Source organism: Aequorivita sp. CIP111184, assembly GCF_900489465.1.
In the GTDB taxonomy this organism is placed as follows: domain Bacteria; phylum Bacteroidota; class Bacteroidia; order Flavobacteriales; family Flavobacteriaceae; genus Aequorivita.
In genome coordinates, this window is record NZ_UEFQ01000018.1 from 30084 (window position 1) to 43561 (window position 13478).

Here is a 13478-nt window from a genome sequence, read left to right on the forward strand (position 1 = left end):
TATACGTGAACCTTTGGTATGTTTATATTATGGCAAACAAGGCTAACGGCATTTTGTATGTAGGCTGTACCAATAATATTGAAGAAAGAGTAAAAGAACATAAGTTAAAAATTTATCCAAACAGTTTCACGGCAAAATACAATTGCGATAAATTAATATATTTTGAAGAATATAATGAAGGCGTTATAGCTTCCAAAAGAGAATTGCAAATGAAGAAATGGAAACGTGATTGGAAGATTAAATTAATTGAAGAAATGAATCCGAGTTGGTCTGATTTGAGTACGAATTGGAACTTAAATTTTAATAAACTTAGAAATGAGTGACGAAAAGAGATTCCTGCCTGCGCAGGAATTCAAAATGCCCAAAATGGGCGAAAGTATTACAGAAGGAACGATCATCAATTGGATGATAAACGAAGGTGATTCTTTTGAAGAAGGCGATATTCTGCTGGAAGTTGCCACTGATAAAGTGGACAATGAAGTTCCTGCGCCTGCTTCCGGAAAAATGCTTGAACATAAATTTAAAGCAAAGGATATTGTTCCCGTTGGGGAAGTGATAGCGATTTTAGAGCTTTCCGATGAAAAGGGAGTTTCAACATCATCAAAAAAAACTACTGAAAAAAATATAGTTAAAGATTCTTCCGAAAAAACAAAAGGACAAAAACAAGTCTCAAAACCAGCTTCATTTAAAGTAAACGAAAACGTTTTCATTTCACCTTTGGTTGATGCCGTTGCCCGTAAAAATCATATAAGTTATGAGGAGCTCGCTCGAATTTCCGGAACAGGAAAAGACGGCCGTCTGCGAAAAAGTGATGTTTCAAATTATTTGGAAAACGGTCGTCCGTTTCAGTTTGTACAAAATTCCCGCGAAGACGGGAATCCCACATTTCAAATCCCCGATTTAAAATTCGATAAAGGAAAAGGCAAAATCGTAGAAATGGACCGTATGCGCCAAATGATTGCGGATCATATGGTTTTTAGTGCTAGCACTGCGCCGCACGTTACCGCATACGTAGAAGCAGATTTGACCGAAATGGTTAATTGGCGAAACAAAAACAAAGTTGCTTTTCAGAAAAAACACAACGAAAAACTTACGTTTACTCCGCTATTTATAGAATGTGTTGCAAAAGCAATCACAGATTTTCCAATGATAAATTCCACGCTTGATGGAACAAATATTATTGTAAAAGAGGAAATAAATATTGGGATGGCTACGGCACTTCCTTCTGGAAATTTAATTGTTCCTGTCGTGAAAAATGCGGATAAGAAAGATTTAAAGGAACTGGCAAAAACCACAAACGAATTGGTTGGAAAATCCCGTGATAACAAATTGAAAGGGGATGATACCAAAGGAAGCACTTTTACAATTAGTAACGTTGGAACTTTCGGAAGCTTAATGGGAACACCTATCATCAACCAACCCGAAGCCGCGATTCTCGCAACGGGAATCATAAAAAAACGCGCTGAGGTTATGGAGCGGGAAGAGGGCGATACTATCGAAATTAGACAGATGATGTACCTCTCGCTTTCCTTCGACCATAGAATTGTGGATGGTTATTTGGCAGGTTCTTTTTTACGAAGAATTGCGAATTATATGGAAAAGTTTGATGTAGAAAGGACGTTTTGATCCAAGGCGAATTATTAGTCTTGATCCCAATCGTCGTGTTTCATCACTCCAAAAAATAAACAATGAATAAAGATATATTAAAAAAAGCCTTTAAAAATCTCGTCACTGCAAAAGCGATGACAGAAATTTATGAAGAAAATTTCAAGGTTGTTTCAAAATATGTGCACGCCACTTCGCGCGGTCACGAAGTGATTCAGACTGCCTTGGGAATGCAGCTTTTGCCGCAGGATTATGTATTTCCATATTATCGCGATGATTCTATTTTATTGGCTATAGGAATGAAACCCTACGAGCTGATGCTTCAAGTTTTAGCAAAAAAAGACGATCCATTTTCTGGTGGAAGAACATACTATTCGCATCCCAGTTTAAAAGATGATGACAAACCAAAAATTCCGCATCAAAGTTCAGCCACGGGAATGCAGGCAATTCCTGCAACTGGTGTTGCGATGGGGTTTTGGTATAAAGAGTCTTTTAAGTCAGAATTCAAAAATGAAACGTCAGAACTTCCTATTGTTGTTTGCAGTTTAGGTGACGCATCTGTTACCGAAGGTGAGATTGCCGAAGCTTTTCAAATGGCCGCTTTAAAACAGTTGCCAATTCTTTATTTGGTGCAGGACAACGGTTGGGATATTTCAGCGAATGCAGCCGAAACTCGTGCCCAAGATGCGTTTGAATATGCCAAGGGGTTTCACGGTTTGGAAGCTATTTCAATTGATGGGACTGATTTTGAAGAGAGTTATAATACTATTCAAGATGTAATTTCAAAAATCAGAAAAGAAAGAAGACCGTTTTTGGTACACGCTAAAGTTCCATTGTTAAATCATCACACTTCCGGAGTTCGGATGGAGTTTTATCGTGATGATTTGGAGGAAGCAAGAAGTCGCGATCCGTATCCGAAGTTGAAAAAGTTGTTGTTGGAAAATGGTTTCAAAGATGAGGAGTTAGATGAGGTTGAGACTTCCGCCTTCGCGGAAGTGACAAAAGCGCTGGAAAAAGCGATGAAAGCCGAGGATCCAAAACCAGAAGATTTATTCACACACGATTTCGCGCCAACTGAAATTACTGAAGAAGTAGGGGAGCGTTCCCCAAAAGGTGGTGAAAAAGTGGTCATGGTAGATTGTGCCCTTTTTGCTATTGAAGAATTAATGGCGAAACACCCCGAATGTCTATTATACGGACAGGATGTTGGTGGCCGTTTGGGCGGCGTTTTCCGCGAAGCGGCGACTTTGGCTCAGAAATTTGGAGACAATCGCGTTTTTAATACGCCTATTCAAGAAGCATTTATTGTTGGAAGTACAGTCGGAATGAGCGCTGTTGGACTAAAACCAATCGTTGAGGTTCAGTTTGCCGATTATATTTGGCCTGGATTAAATCAACTTTTTACTGAGGTTTCCCGGAGCTGTTATCTATCAAACGGAAAATGGCCTGTTTCTATGGTTTTACGTGTGCCTATTGGTGCTTACGGAAGCGGTGGGCCATATCATTCTTCTTCCGTGGAAAGCATTATTACAAATATACGCGGGTTAAAAATTGCGTATCCAAGTAATGGCGCCGATTTAAAAGGTTTGCTGAAAGCTGCATATTACGATCCAAATCCTGTTGTCATTTTTGAACATAAAGGTCTATATTGGAGCAAAGTGAAAGGCACAAAAGGTGCAACCTCATTGATGCCTTCTGAAGATTATATTTTACCTTTCGGAAAAGCTTGGGTTTTACAGGAAATCTGGAAACAGGAAGAAACTGAAACACTTTCAATAATTACTTATGGAATGGGGGTGCACTGGGCGATGAATGCTTCCGAAGAACTTGGAATGCAGGATAAAATTGAAGTGGTAGATTTACGAACGCTTCATCCTTTGGATTATGAGACGGTTTTCAAAAGCGTGAGGAAATGTGGAAAATGTCTTGTAGTTACCGAGGAACCTTCCGAAAATGGTTTCAGTAGAGGTTTGCAGGGCAGAATTCAAGAAGAATGTTTTCAGCAATTGGATGCGCCGGTGATGTTGATTGGCTCTGAAAATATGCCCGCAATCCCGCTTAATTCTGTTTTGGAAGAAACGATGATTCCTTCAACTGAAAAAGTGAAGAATAAAATACTTGAAATACTAAACTATTGAATAGCTAAGCTACTTTGAAAAAAGTGTTTATTTAATTAAAAAACTTGTTATTCTTTTAGGTTTGTTAATAGCAATAAAATTAATTTAAAACACATTTTCATGAAACCAATAATTACTCTTTTCGCACTATTTAGTGTAGCCTTACTACACGCACAATGGACCACAAATACTGATTTGAATACGCTAGTAGCAGAATCGGGAGAGCTTGATATGCAGGCTAAAGGAACTAGCGATGGTCAAACCTATGTTGTTTTTTGGAAAAACGTGGGAGCGCCGACTAATATTGAATTGCGTATGCAGGTTATGGATGCTGATGGCAATCAAAAATTGGGGAGTGACGGAATGCTTGTAAGCGACCAAATCCCAATGAGTACTTCTACCGTAATTATGACTACAGTGGTTGATGCAGATAACAATCTTTATATAGGAGCAACGGGAACTGGTGGTGGAGACCCCGCCTATGTTTTTAAAATGGACACTAACGGAAGCCATTTATGGGGTGCAAATGGGGTAAACGTTGGCAGCGGAAATGTAGTTACCGTGTTGCCTCTATCTGCAGGTGGGGCGATCGTTAGTTGGTTGTCTAATTCAGGAGCAGTTATGCAAAAATACGATTCAACTGGTGCCGCAGTATGGCCAACTACCAAACCGCTTACAACAGGCGCAGGTAATTCTGCTCCCGGCAATTTCTTTGAGGTTTCTGGCGGAGAGTATATTGCAGTTTTTCATAAGCTTCTCACGGGTATTAGCTCATTTTTATATGCTCAACGGTATGATGTAAATGGGAACCCTGTATGGGCCAATGCAGTTCAAATTGCAGACAGAGCTACGGCTTTTATCAACTCATATCAAGGTGTACAGGAAGGTGATGTAGTTTATATGGGCTATTTTGCTTCGGCGGGAAATCGTTTTGATTCATATTTGCAAAGAATAAATCCTGATGGAACATTGCCATGGGGCATAAATGGTTCAGATTTCGATACCAATGAAACTGATTATGAAATGGAAACTGAAATTGCATTCCAGTCTGGATCCCAATATATATGGTCAGTTTCAACATATAGAAATGCTAGCCAGAGTGCGCGTGGCGAATATGTTCAAAAATTTGATAAAATTTCAGGAGCACGTGAATTGACGAATAATGCTAAAGTTGTATTTCCCATTGGTGATGATAAATCACATGCTGGCTCACTTCAATTAAGAAATGACAGTCCTCTATTTCTTATGGAAGAAGGGGTAGACAACGGAGTTTCACCAACTACTTTGAATGTAGTTTACCTTGATGAGACAGGTGATTTTGCTTGGCCAGAAGAAACACGTCCTGTTGCTACTTTTGCAGCAAACAAAAGTAGAGTGAAGTTTACGAAACCAACAAATCTGCAAAATGTTGCAGTCTTTATTGAAGACAAAGGAACCGGCATGAAGATATATGCGCAAAATGTTGTTGATGAAACTGCAGGAGTAGAAGAATTTTCTAATGCAACGGTGTTTTTTGCAAATCCTGTAGATGATGAAATGATTGTAAACAGTAATTCACCAATTGAAGCAATTTCAATATTTAATGCATTGGGCCAACAATTGTTTAGTGCTGAATACAAGGGAGAAACTGAAATAAACCTTAATACGCAGAGCTGGAATTCTGGAATTTACTTTATGAATATTTCCACAAAGGAAGGAATGAAAAAAGGAATAAAATTGGTTAAGCAGTAAATATATACTTATTCTCAATTATTTTTAAAGCCTTCTCATTTTTTTGGAAGGCTCTTTTATTCATCTTCTTTATCACCATCATGAAAAACAAGTGGATGGTCTTTTTCACCCAAGCCTACAATTTTTATCATATTGATTACTGTGTTATAAAGCATTAATATTACCGACACAATCCCTCCGCTTAAAAGGGAGGAAAGAAAAAGGGTTGCCCAATAAATGCTCGAATACCAAGTTGTTGGCAATTCATCAGATTCGGTAATGGGAATATTGAAAACTTGAAAGAGAATAATGGAAACCACAAAAAGGATTGTATCCAATTTAGCAATAGTCATTACTTGAAGGTAATGCTCTTTTTTTAGCTTAGAAGATGAGCCAGAACTTAAACCCAATAGTGTCAGCAAAAGAGCCAAGATTGTTGCTGAAGCAAGGGCAATGGTGTTACATAACATATTTATGCCTGGCAGAGAAGAGGTTATTAAATTTTTTGCTTCGTAGCCTGAAACATTGCCTAAAAGGAAAACGCCAGTTCCAGTAATAATTGCTGCAATCAGTCCTCCATAAAGGGAGCGCTGATTATATTTTGAAAGTTTTGCCATCAATATTTTTAAATCGAATTTATGTAAAACATAAAATTAATTAAAATATGGATATAATCCCGCATTGAAATAATGAGTATCAAAAATCAACGGTATTTAGTCATTTGAAATATTATTCTAAAACTAAATTTTCTTTTTGTAAATCTTTTTTAAATTGGATTGGTCCGAATAATTTTTAAAATCGTTATTCCAGAAAAGGTAGCATTTATCCCGAAAGTAATATTTGTAATGTACCCAGATTACCTTTTCTTATGCTTTTCGAATTACATCAATACTCTCATTCGACTAAGAATTATTTTCTGACTACGAAAAGTTTTTCAGAATAAGATTTTGTTAGTAGTGAGGTTTGAGCTTAATTCTTCATAGCTCCGGGTGGATATTCCGCTAAAATTTTTGCTACTATTTCACGAATGCGTTCTTCCTTTTTGTCTATATCATATGTTACCAAATCTGCACTTCCCATACCTTGCCATACAAGATTGTTGGTTTTTGCATCAATCAAATCTATATATAATGTGCCTTCAGTTGAACGGGAAACATTGCTTCCTCCATAATAACTGCCGTAATACCAAGGATTCCAACCCCAGCCGTAACCAAAATTATTATTGTAGACATCAACGCGCTCGCGCTCTTTGGTAAAAATGCTAACTAACAAATCTGGATTTTCTGATTTGGACATTCCTTTCATTGTAAGATTTGATTCAATTGCGCGAAGAATGCGTTTCTTGTCTAAATCGCTGATTTCGGCTTTGTCTATCCCAGGCTTAAAAAAGGCGAAGGAGTTGTACTCATTAAAATTTGCTTCTTTGTCGAAATCCGTCGCCACGCGAACAGTGGAGCAGGAGGTTAAAATAAAAAGAAACAACAGCGGTAAAAATTTAAGTGCTTTCATAGGAGTTATCTTTATTTGAATAAATTATCATCAACAAAATTTGGAAGCGTAACTTTTAAATGCGGATTGTTCTCCATCGCACGTTTTATTGCGAAAACAGCTTCTTCATTCCGTGCCCAACTGCGTCGTGCTATTCCGTTATTTACATCCCAGAATAGCATATTTTCCAAACGTCGTTGCGCATCCTCACTACCATCAAGAACCATTCCGAAACCGCCGTTTATTACTTCGCCCCAGCCTACGCCACCTCCATTGTGAATACTGACCCACGTAGCGCCGCGAAAGCTATCGCCAATCACGTTTTGGATTGCCATATCAGCCGTAAACCTACTTCCATCATAAATATTTGAAGTTTCCCGATAAGGCGAATCGGTTCCCGAAACATCGTGATGGTCGCGCCCTAAAATAACCGGACCAATTTTTCCTTCCGAAATCGCTTTGTTGAAAGCGGAAGCAATCTGCAAACGCCCATCAGAATCTGCATAAAGAATGCGGGCTTGCGAACCCACCACCAGTTTATTTTCCTGCGCACCTTTTATCCAAGTAATGTTGTCCTGCATCTGCTGTTGGATTTCTTCTGGTGAATTCTTCATTAAATCTTCCAAAACTTTACAGGCTATCTCATCCGTTTTTTGAAGATCTTCTGGCTTGCCAGAAGCACAAACCCATCGAAAAGGCCCGAAGCCATAATCAAAACACATCGGTCCCATTATGTCTTGAACATAGGAAGGATATCTAAATTCTTTGCTTTTATCTTCGGAAAGAATAGCTGCTCCCGCACGGGAAGCTTCCAAAAGAAAAGCGTTTCCATAATCGAAAAAGTATGTGCCTTTTGCAGTGTGTTTATTAATAGCTTCCACTTGGCGGCGCAAGCTTTTCTGTACATCTTTTTTGAATTGTTCAGGATTGTTGGCCATCATTTCATTGGCTTCCTCATACGTCAACCCAACAGGATAATAACCGCCCGCCCACGGATTGTGCAGTGAGGTTTGGTCGCTTCCCAAATCAATATGAATATTATCTTCGGCGAATTTTTCCCAGACATCAACAATATTTCCGTCATAAGCTATAGAAACGGTTTCTTTATTCTCTATTGCTTCTTTAACCCGTTTTGAAAGCGCATCTAAATCTGAAATTACTTCATCAACCCAACCTTGGCTGTGTCTGGTTTCAGTAGCTTTTTTGTTTACTTCGGCGCAGACCGTTACGCAACCTGCAATATTTCCAGCTTTTGGTTGTGCGCCACTCATTCCGCCAAGACCTGAGGTTAGGAATAAACCACCATTTGTTTCTTTTTTAATTTTCCGGAAGCCGTTCAAAACTGTAATTGTAGTTCCGTGAACAATGCCCTGCGGGCCAATGTACATATAACTTCCCGCTGTCATTTGCCCGTATTGCGTTACGCCAAGCGCATTGAATTTTTCCCAATCATCAGGTTTTGAATAGTTCGGGATCATCATTCCGTTAGTTACAACCACCCTAGGTGCATCTTTATGTGAAGGAAATAAACCCATTGGATGCCCAGAATACACTGCCAAAGTCTGCGCGTCAGTCATCTCAGAAAGATATTTCATGACTAAAAGATACTGCGCCCAATTTTGAAAGACTGCGCCATTTCCACCATAAGTAATAAGTTCATGTGGGTGCTGTGCCACTGCATAATCCAAGTTGTTTTGGATCATCAACATTATAGCTTTTGCTTGTTCACATTCTCCGGGATATTCTTCGATGGGTCGTGCATAGATCTTATAATCTGGACGAAAACGGTACATATAAATTCGACCGTATTTTTCAAGTTCATCACGAAACTCGGGTAAGAGCGTGGCGTGGTGTTTTGGCTCAAAATAACGAAGTGCATTGCGCAAAGCCAGTTCTTTTTCTTCTTTTGAAAGAATGTCTTTCCGTTTTGGTGCGTGATTTATAGATGGGTCATAAGGTTTCGTTTCTGGCAAAATTGAAGGAATACCTTGTTGTATTTGTTCTTTAAAAGTCATTTTCTGAATATATTTTTTATTGATGCTTTCCAGTTTTTTTGTCAAATCCATACGGACAATGACGGCAACCACTTTCACAGCAATAGCCCCGCTTTAAGTGATATTGCTCCGTGAAGCATTTGTAGCCTTCGGGTGTAAGGTAATAATCGCCCTCTTCGAGCTCTATTTTTTTCTTTGGAAAAAGCATAATACAAAAGTACGGATTTCAATGCTGAAAGTTTTAAAATAGAACCAAATCCAATGTTTCGGGATTTAAGCTTTAAATTTGCAAAATCAATACTACAGAAATGACAAAACACAAAGCTGGATTTGTAAACATTATAGGAAACCCAAACGTAGGCAAAAGCACCCTGATGAATGCTTTTGTAGGCGAACGACTTTCCATTATCACTTCTAAAGCACAAACTACACGCCACCGTATTTTGGGAATTGTGAATGGCGATGATTTTCAAGTGCTTTTGAGCGATACTCCAGGAATTATAAAACCTGCATATCAGCTTCAGGAAAGTATGATGGATTTTGTTAAATCTGCTTTTGAAGATGCAGATATTCTGTTGTATCTGGTTGAATTGGGCGAGAAGGAATTGAAGGATGAAGCGTTTTTCAATAAAATAACAAATTCTAAAATTCCAGTTTTACTTCTTATAAATAAAATAGACATCGGTAATGAGGAATTGCTAGCCGAAGCGCTTAAACTTTGGCAGGAAAAAGTTCCGAATGCTGAAATTTTCGCAATTTCTGCGCTTCAAAATTTTGGGGTTACCCAAGTTTTCAATCGAATTATAGAATTACTTCCAGAATCTCCAGCATTTTATCCCAAAGACCAATTGACCGACAAGCCCGAAAGGTTTTTCGTAAATGAAGCCATTCGCGAAAAAATATTGATTCACTATAAAAAAGAGATTCCCTATTCCGTTGAAATTGATACAGAGGAGTTTTTTGAAGACGAAACCATCATCCGCATTCGCAGTGTAATTATGGTGGAGCGTGAAACCCAAAAAGGAATTATTATCGGCCACAAAGGCTCAGCATTAAAACGCGTGGGAATTGAGGCCAGAAAGGATTTGGAAAAGTTCTTCGGGAAACAAATCCATCTTGAGCTTTACGTAAAAGTGAACAAAAACTGGCGTAGTGACGAACGGCAGTTGCGCAGATTTGGGTACAACAATAAAAAATGATTTATTTTATTCTCTTTATTGGCCTAGTGGTCTTTACTGTATATGCTTTCAATAGAAATAAGAAACGCCCCGTAAAAAATTTCCCAGAAAATTGGAAAGCACTTTTAAATGAACACGTTCATTTTTACAGGGAGCTTTCCTTTCCTGAAAAAGAAAAGTTTCGCCAGCGAATGATGCTTTTTTTAAGTGAAGTATATATTGAAGCCGTTGAAACCGAAATCGAAGATTTAGATAAAGTGCTGATTGCCGCCAGTGCAGTCATTCCAGTTTTCGGATTTAAGGAATGGCATTATAATAATCTTAGTGGCATCATAATTTATCCCAACAATTTCAACGGTGACCTAGAGTTTGAAAATGAAGGTGAAAAGCGAATTATTGCTGGTCTTGTAGGTTCGGGTAGATTTGAAAAACAAATGATACTTTCCAGAAAAGCACTTCATTTAGGGTTTCAAAATGATACGGATAAAGGAAATACTTCCATTCACGAATTTGTTCATCTTATTGATAAAATGGATGGTGTGGCCGATGGAATTCCTGAACGCCTTTTACAAAGGCAATATATTACTCCGTGGCTAAAATTGATGCATGAGGAAATGGAAGCCATCAATGAAAATAAATCTGATATCCGAAAATACGGTGGTACTAGTGAAGTTGAATTCTTAGCCGTAGCTTCAGAATATTTTTTTGAGCGTCCAAATCTTTTCAGAAAAAAACATCCTGAAATTTATGAAATGCTTGAAAAGTGTTTTCAACAAAACCCTGCGGATAGAAAAAGAAAAGGTAAAAACTAAGTGTAAGAATTGGGATTTTCAACCTAGAGTTTGAATCATAAAATTATAAAGCTCCCGCATACCCGGCTTACCCTTTTTCTTTCCCATTGCGCCAGCAAAATAGAGCAGAATCCAAACCAATATTAAAACAATAGCAATTCCAATTTGAAGAGTTATGGGGTTTCCCAAATTGTAATTAGAATAAAGCCAAGTTAAATCTACCATAAAAAGTATTCCAACAGCCACATGCAAAAACATAAACATAGTCCAAACGGTCGGATTAGGTCCAAAAAAACCATGTAGTGAGCAGGAGTTTTTTTCTTTTTCAGCTATTTCCAAATGCAACTGTGGCGACCAAAAATGCTGTTCTTTATTAGGAAGTTTTATAAAAATATGGTCATCTACACAAGAAACCACAAACTTGTTTTGAGACTTTTTTACTTCTGCAAATTTCTCAAGCAATTGTGAACAAGGCTGTTCAAACTCCATTTGGAAACGTGGGCGCAATACTATTTCATTTGAAAGCATTCTTTACCTTTTATTTTTAAAGCAGTTAAAATAGTATTTTTTCTCCCAACTAAAAGCTATTTTTGCACCCTAAAATTAAGATTATGAGCATTGTTGCCGTCGTAGGAAGACCGAATGTAGGTAAATCCACTTTTTTCAATAGATTGATTCAGCGCAGGGAAGCCATTGTTGACGCGGTGAGCGGCGTTACGCGCGACCGTCACTACGGTAAAAGTGATTGGAACGGAAAGGAGTTTTCGTTGATTGATACAGGCGGTTATGTAAAAGGAAGCGATGATATTTTTGAAACTGAAATAGACAAACAAGTAGAGCTTGCAATTGACGAAGCAGACGCTATAATCTTTATGGTAGATGTGGAAAGTGGCGTTACCGGAATGGATCAAGAGGTTGCAAAACTACTTCGCCGTTCAAAAAAGCCCATATTTTTGGCCATCAATAAAGTTGATGCAGCCTCTCGAGTAAATGCCGCTATGGAATTTTATTCATTGGGCTTTGAGCAACAATACAATCTTTCGAGCATCAACGGTAGCGGTACAGGTGAATTGCTTGACGATTTGGTAAAAGCATTGCCAGATAGGGAAGAACCAGATGATAGTGAGTTACCCAGATTTGCAGTTGTAGGCCGTCCAAATGCTGGAAAATCTTCTTTCATTAACGCATTGATTGGGAAAGATAGATATATTGTTACGGACATTGCAGGAACAACCCGCGATAGTATTGATACCAAATACGACCGTTTCGGTTTTGAATTTAATTTGGTTGATACGGCCGGAATTCGTAAAAAAAGCAAAGTAAAGGAAGATCTGGAATTTTATTCCGTAATGCGAAGTGTTCGCGCCATAGAGCATTGTGATGTAATCATCCTTGTTTTTGATGCCACCCGTGGTTTTGACGGACAGGTTGAAAATATTTTCTGGCTGGCACAGCGCAATAATAAAGGGATTGTTATTCTAGCTAATAAATGGGATTTGGTTGAAGACAAAGACACCAGCAGCGTGAAGGATTATGAAAAATACATACGCCAGCAATGCGAACCTTTTGTTGATGTGCCTATTGTTTTTGTTTCTGTATTAACTAAACAACGTATTTATAAGGCTATTGAAACTGCTGTAGAAGTTTACCAAAATCGAAGCAAAAAAGTAAAAACAAGCGAACTAAATGAAGTTATGCTTCCTATAATTCAAAATTATCCTCCTCCGGCTTACAAAGCGAAATACGTAAAAATAAAATTTTGTACACAGCTGCCAACGCCGTACCCGAGTTTTGCGTTTTTCTGCAACTTACCGCAGTATGTGAAAGATCCGTACAAACGATTTATTGAAAATAAACTTCGTGAAAACTTTGATTTTAGCGGTGTGCCGATTACGGTTTATTTTAGGAAGAAGTAGGGTTGGGTTATATTTTTTTTCTTAAATACATTGTAGGTATTATGATTTATGGGATATTGCTATTATCCCATATTTTTATTAGTGCGTCAACGCCCAAATCGATTCCTTCGTAATATTTATCTTCTTTAAATTTTGGAATCATAACACTATCAATTATTTGCTTGCAGATAGAATCAGTTAAAACTTTTTCTGTTCCATAACCCGTGCTTATTGCAACTTTTCGGAGTGGCTTCGAAAAAACAATTATAAGTCCATTATCAATATCTTTTTGCCCAACGCCCCAATAATTTCCTAAATCACTACCATATTTTTGAATGTCATCGTAGGGAGAAATTGAATCTACTGTTACGACTGCTATTTGTCTAGTTGTCTTCTCTCCATATTTAACCAGTTTGTTGGCAAGTTCATAATTTTCTGAAATTGAAAATATTTGTGAAGAATCAATTACTGCTAAAGAAGGGGTGTTTACTTGAAAAACTGTTGAATAATCTCTGTCGTTAACTTTACAGGAAAGAACGCAAGTAAGAAGTAAAATTGATGACAATAGAAACTTAAAGTTCATAATTTTCTCGCTTAAATTCTACCAGCCGCCACTAGCGCCACCGCCCCCGAAACCTCCGCCGCCTCCAAAACCACCGCCTAAGCCACCTAAGCCGAATAAAGCGCCAAGAATAATTAT

The 13478-nt window shown here is 38.1% G+C and carries 13 protein-coding genes; 7 read left to right on the top strand and 6 right to left on the bottom strand.

Annotation, left to right across the window (positions count from 1 at the left end):
• Positions 1 to 5: 5 nt before the first annotated feature.
• The 4 genes from AEQU1_RS07815 (at position 6) to AEQU1_RS07830 (ending at position 5453) form a co-directional block, all read left to right on the top strand.
• On the top strand, positions 6 to 323 hold the full coding sequence (locus tag AEQU1_RS07815) for a GIY-YIG nuclease family protein (RefSeq protein WP_258455225.1): 318 nt from the start codon (positions 6 to 8) through the stop codon (positions 321 to 323).
• Positions 316 to 1626 carry a dihydrolipoamide acetyltransferase family protein gene (locus AEQU1_RS07820; RefSeq protein ID WP_258455226.1) on the top strand — a complete coding sequence of 437 codons (1311 nt, stop codon included), beginning with the start codon at positions 316 to 318 and terminating at the stop codon, positions 1624 to 1626. Before AEQU1_RS07815 ends, AEQU1_RS07820 begins: the two co-directional genes overlap by 8 nt.
• A 62-nt stretch (positions 1627 to 1688) precedes the next feature.
• Positions 1689 to 3743 (top strand): thiamine pyrophosphate-dependent enzyme, encoded by a 2055-nt coding sequence (locus tag AEQU1_RS07825; protein ID WP_111880183.1) that lies wholly within the window; start codon positions 1689 to 1691, stop codon positions 3741 to 3743.
• Between the two features lie 99 nt (positions 3744 to 3842).
• Complete coding sequence (locus AEQU1_RS07830) at positions 3843 to 5453, top strand: T9SS type A sorting domain-containing protein (protein ID WP_111880184.1); 1611 nt, start codon at positions 3843 to 3845, stop codon at positions 5451 to 5453.
• Between the two features lie 56 nt (positions 5454 to 5509).
• Here AEQU1_RS07830 and AEQU1_RS07835 read toward each other — a convergent pair whose 3' ends face one another.
• From AEQU1_RS07835 to AEQU1_RS07850, 4 genes are all read right to left on the bottom strand, one after another.
• Positions 5510 to 6049: a hypothetical protein gene (locus AEQU1_RS07835; protein WP_111880186.1), complete on the bottom strand. Its 540-nt coding sequence runs from the start codon at positions 6047 to 6049 to the stop codon at positions 5510 to 5512.
• Positions 6050 to 6401: 352 nt separating this feature from the next.
• Positions 6402 to 6941, bottom strand: a complete 540-nt coding sequence (locus AEQU1_RS07840; RefSeq protein WP_111880188.1) for a DUF4136 domain-containing protein — start codon at positions 6939 to 6941, stop codon at positions 6402 to 6404.
• Between the two features lie 11 nt (positions 6942 to 6952).
• A complete protein-coding gene (locus AEQU1_RS07845; protein ID WP_111880200.1) occupies positions 6953 to 8935 on the bottom strand; it encodes a urocanate hydratase in 1983 nt (660 codons plus the stop codon).
• A gap of 16 nt (positions 8936 to 8951) precedes the next feature.
• A complete protein-coding gene (locus AEQU1_RS07850; RefSeq protein ID WP_157881732.1) occupies positions 8952 to 9122 on the bottom strand; it encodes a DUF5522 domain-containing protein in 171 nt (56 codons plus the stop codon).
• 100 nt (positions 9123 to 9222) lie between these two features.
• On the opposite strand from AEQU1_RS07850, the gene era reads away from it, so the two are divergent.
• Both era and AEQU1_RS07860 read left to right on the top strand, forming a co-directional pair.
• The gene (gene era, locus AEQU1_RS07855) at positions 9223 to 10113 is read left to right on the top strand and encodes a GTPase Era (RefSeq protein WP_111880191.1); all 891 of its coding nucleotides are present in this window, start codon (positions 9223 to 9225) and stop codon (positions 10111 to 10113) included.
• Positions 10110 to 10904 carry a zinc-dependent peptidase gene (locus AEQU1_RS07860; protein WP_111880192.1) on the top strand — a complete coding sequence of 265 codons (795 nt, stop codon included), beginning with the start codon at positions 10110 to 10112 and terminating at the stop codon, positions 10902 to 10904. Before era ends, AEQU1_RS07860 begins: the two co-directional genes overlap by 4 nt.
• A gap of 18 nt (positions 10905 to 10922) precedes the next feature.
• Here the strand turns inward: AEQU1_RS07860 and AEQU1_RS07865 are convergent, their stop codons facing one another.
• Positions 10923 to 11411 carry a GTP-binding protein gene (locus AEQU1_RS07865; RefSeq protein ID WP_111880194.1) on the bottom strand — a complete coding sequence of 163 codons (489 nt, stop codon included), beginning with the start codon at positions 11409 to 11411 and terminating at the stop codon, positions 10923 to 10925.
• Positions 11412 to 11491: 80 nt separating this feature from the next.
• Between AEQU1_RS07865 and der the strand changes: the two genes are divergently transcribed.
• Positions 11492 to 12799 carry a ribosome biogenesis GTPase Der gene (der, locus tag AEQU1_RS07870; protein WP_111880201.1) on the top strand — a complete coding sequence of 436 codons (1308 nt, stop codon included), beginning with the start codon at positions 11492 to 11494 and terminating at the stop codon, positions 12797 to 12799.
• A 46-nt stretch (positions 12800 to 12845) separates the two neighbouring features.
• Here the strand turns inward: der and AEQU1_RS07875 are convergent, their stop codons facing one another.
• A complete protein-coding gene (locus tag AEQU1_RS07875) occupies positions 12846 to 13361 on the bottom strand; it encodes a YgcG family protein (RefSeq protein WP_111880195.1) in 516 nt (171 codons plus the stop codon).
• Positions 13362 to 13478: the final 117 nt, after the last annotated feature.

What these genes read in the sequence shown, in the direction of transcription:
- AEQU1_RS07825 (WP_111880183.1), top strand. Translation starts at nt 1,689, where the DNA reads ATGAATAAAGATATATTAAAAAAAGCCTTTAAAAATCTCGTCACTGCA.
- AEQU1_RS07860 (WP_111880192.1), top strand. Translation starts at nt 10,110, where the DNA reads ATGATTTATTTTATTCTCTTTATTGGCCTAGTGGTCTTTACTGTATAT.
- AEQU1_RS07865 (WP_111880194.1), bottom strand. Translation starts at nt 11,411, where the DNA reads ATGCTTTCAAATGAAATAGTATTGCGCCCACGTTTCCAAATGGAGTTT.
- AEQU1_RS07875 (WP_111880195.1), bottom strand. Translation starts at nt 13,361, where the DNA reads ATGAACTTTAAGTTTCTATTGTCATCAATTTTACTTCTTACTTGCGTT.
- AEQU1_RS07820 (WP_258455226.1), top strand. Translation starts at nt 316, where the DNA reads ATGAGTGACGAAAAGAGATTCCTGCCTGCGCAGGAATTCAAAATGCCC.
- AEQU1_RS07840 (WP_111880188.1), bottom strand. Translation starts at nt 6,941, where the DNA reads ATGAAAGCACTTAAATTTTTACCGCTGTTGTTTCTTTTTATTTTAACC.
- AEQU1_RS07835 (WP_111880186.1), bottom strand. Translation starts at nt 6,049, where the DNA reads ATGGCAAAACTTTCAAAATATAATCAGCGCTCCCTTTATGGAGGACTG.
- AEQU1_RS07830 (WP_111880184.1), top strand. Translation starts at nt 3,843, where the DNA reads ATGAAACCAATAATTACTCTTTTCGCACTATTTAGTGTAGCCTTACTA.
- era (WP_111880191.1), top strand. Translation starts at nt 9,223, where the DNA reads ATGACAAAACACAAAGCTGGATTTGTAAACATTATAGGAAACCCAAAC.
- AEQU1_RS07845 (WP_111880200.1), bottom strand. Translation starts at nt 8,935, where the DNA reads ATGACTTTTAAAGAACAAATACAACAAGGTATTCCTTCAATTTTGCCA.
- AEQU1_RS07850 (WP_157881732.1), bottom strand. Translation starts at nt 9,122, where the DNA reads ATGCTTTTTCCAAAGAAAAAAATAGAGCTCGAAGAGGGCGATTATTAC.